The sequence below is a fragment of the Kitasatospora sp. NPDC007106 genome (assembly GCF_040634455.1).
In the GTDB taxonomy this organism is placed as follows: domain Bacteria; phylum Actinomycetota; class Actinomycetes; order Streptomycetales; family Streptomycetaceae; genus Kitasatospora; species Kitasatospora arboriphila.
This window is the reverse complement of sequence record NZ_JBEYFP010001135.1, coordinates 1-1,621: the sequence shown is the minus strand read 5'-3', so window position 1 is coordinate 1,621 and position 1,621 is coordinate 1. Positions and strand designations below refer to the sequence as shown.

Genomic DNA, 1,621 nt, shown 5'->3' with positions numbered 1-1,621 from the left:
GTCCGGTGCTCCGGGGCCGCCCATCCTGGTCGGCACCCATCCGGGGTCGACGGCGTTGCTCGGCACACCGGGGCGCAGCCGGGCCACCGCGGCCGCGAGGGTGGTGACGAACAGCTTGCTGTCGGCGTAGGAGCCGGCGCTCCGGCCGCGCCAGTCGACCCCCTCCGGCGTAGGGTGCCCGCCGAAGTGCGAGCCGCTGCTCAGGTAGACCAGTCGGCGCGGTGTCGGCAGCAGGGCCGTGAGCAGGTACGGGGCGACGACGTTGACCGGCATGACGGCGGGGCCGCGCCACACCCCGGCGTTGTGGACGACCGCGTCGAGCGGGTCGGCGTCGTTCAGCTCGGCGGCGATCCGCCGGACGGCGTCACGGTCCGTGAAGTCGCCGGTGACGGCGTCCGCTCCCCGGTCGAGCAGGGGTCGCAGGGCGGTCGCCCGCTCGGGGTTCCGGGCGTGCAGCACGACCCGGTGGCCGGCGGACAGCAGCGTCTCCGCGGTGGCCCGGCCCAGGCCGTCCGTGGAACCGGTCACCAGGATGCGGCTCACCGGGTCACCTCCCTGTACTCGCCCCGCTGTCGTCTCCTGCTCGGTCCGTCTCCATTCTGCGCGCGTGTTCCCCGGTGGGCGGCGAGCGACCGAAGTCGACCGTCCGGTGTCTCCGGGTGGTGACCGCACTCCCGCCATGACCCGTTGTCACCGGCACCCGTCGCGCCGGGCCGCGGCCGTGGCCGCCGACGACGTCGACGACCTCACCGGCCGGACTCCGGAGGGCATCACCTCGATCGACCGCACCGAGGACGGCTGGCGGATCGGTGTCGAGGTACTGGAGTCCCGCCGCGTCCCCGACTCCGCCGACATCCTGGCCGTCTACCTGGTCGCCCTCGACGACGACGGCGACCTCGTCTCCTACCGCCGCGAACGCCGCTACTACCGGGGCAGGCCCGAGGAGGACTCGCCATGACCCAGCCGACCGTCCGGCCCGGCGACCGGTTCCTCGCCGCGCAGTCCCGCGGGGCGGGCGCCCAAGGCGCCAACCTTGCCGACCTGTTGGAGCGCGTCCTGGACAAGGGCATCGTGATCGCGGGTGACATCCGGGTGAACCTGCTCGACATCGAACTGCTCACGATCAAGATCCGTCTGCTGGTCGCCTCCGTCGACCGTGCCCGGGAGATGGGCATCGACTGGTGGGAGCACGACCCCTCGCTCTCCTCCGGCAAGCGCGACCTCGCCCTGGAGAACCGCCGGCTGCGCGAACGCATCGGCGAACTCGAGGCGGGCCGCACCGGCCGGCGCACCATCAGCCGGGCCGCCGACCGGGCCGACTACCGGGCCGACAACCGGGCCGACTACCGGGACGCCGAACCAGAGGACGACGAGGCGCCGCCCGTCCGGCGCCGCCGCACCGGAGGTGCATCATGACCACCCCGGACCTCACCTGGCTCTACGCGGTGGTCCGCGAGGTCGAGGACGGAACGCTCGCGGGCCTCACCGGAGTGGCGGGTGAGCCGTTGCGCGTGCTCACCGCCCCGGGGCTCGTCCTGGTGGTCGGCTCGGTGCCGCGCGGCGGCTTCGACGAGCTGGCCCTGCAGCGCCGCCTGGGGGACCTGCCCTGGCTGGAGTCGGC

At 74.0% G+C, this 1,621-nt stretch carries 4 protein-coding genes; 3 read left to right on the top strand and 1 reads right to left on the bottom strand.

Features of this window, described 5'->3' with window-relative positions:
• On the bottom strand, positions 1 to 543 hold a 543-nt coding region (locus ABZ641_RS36500), incomplete at its 3' end, for an SDR family NAD(P)-dependent oxidoreductase (protein ID WP_359988824.1).
• Positions 544 to 679: 136 nt separating this feature from the next.
• On the opposite strand from ABZ641_RS36500, the gene gvpO reads away from it, so the two are divergent.
• The 3 genes from gvpO to ABZ641_RS36485 form a co-directional block, all read left to right on the top strand.
• Entirely contained in the window at positions 680 to 958 is a 279-nt protein-coding gene (gvpO, locus tag ABZ641_RS36495) for a gas vesicle protein GvpO (protein WP_359988823.1), read from the top strand.
• Complete coding sequence (locus ABZ641_RS36490; protein WP_359988821.1) at positions 955 to 1,416, top strand: gas vesicle protein; 462 nt, start codon at positions 955 to 957, stop codon at positions 1,414 to 1,416. Before gvpO ends, ABZ641_RS36490 begins: the two co-directional genes overlap by 4 nt.
• Positions 1,413 to 1,621, top strand: a 209-nt coding sequence (locus ABZ641_RS36485; RefSeq protein WP_359988819.1) for a GvpL/GvpF family gas vesicle protein, incomplete at its 3' end; no start/stop codon positions are given. The genes ABZ641_RS36490 and ABZ641_RS36485, both read left to right, overlap by 4 nt.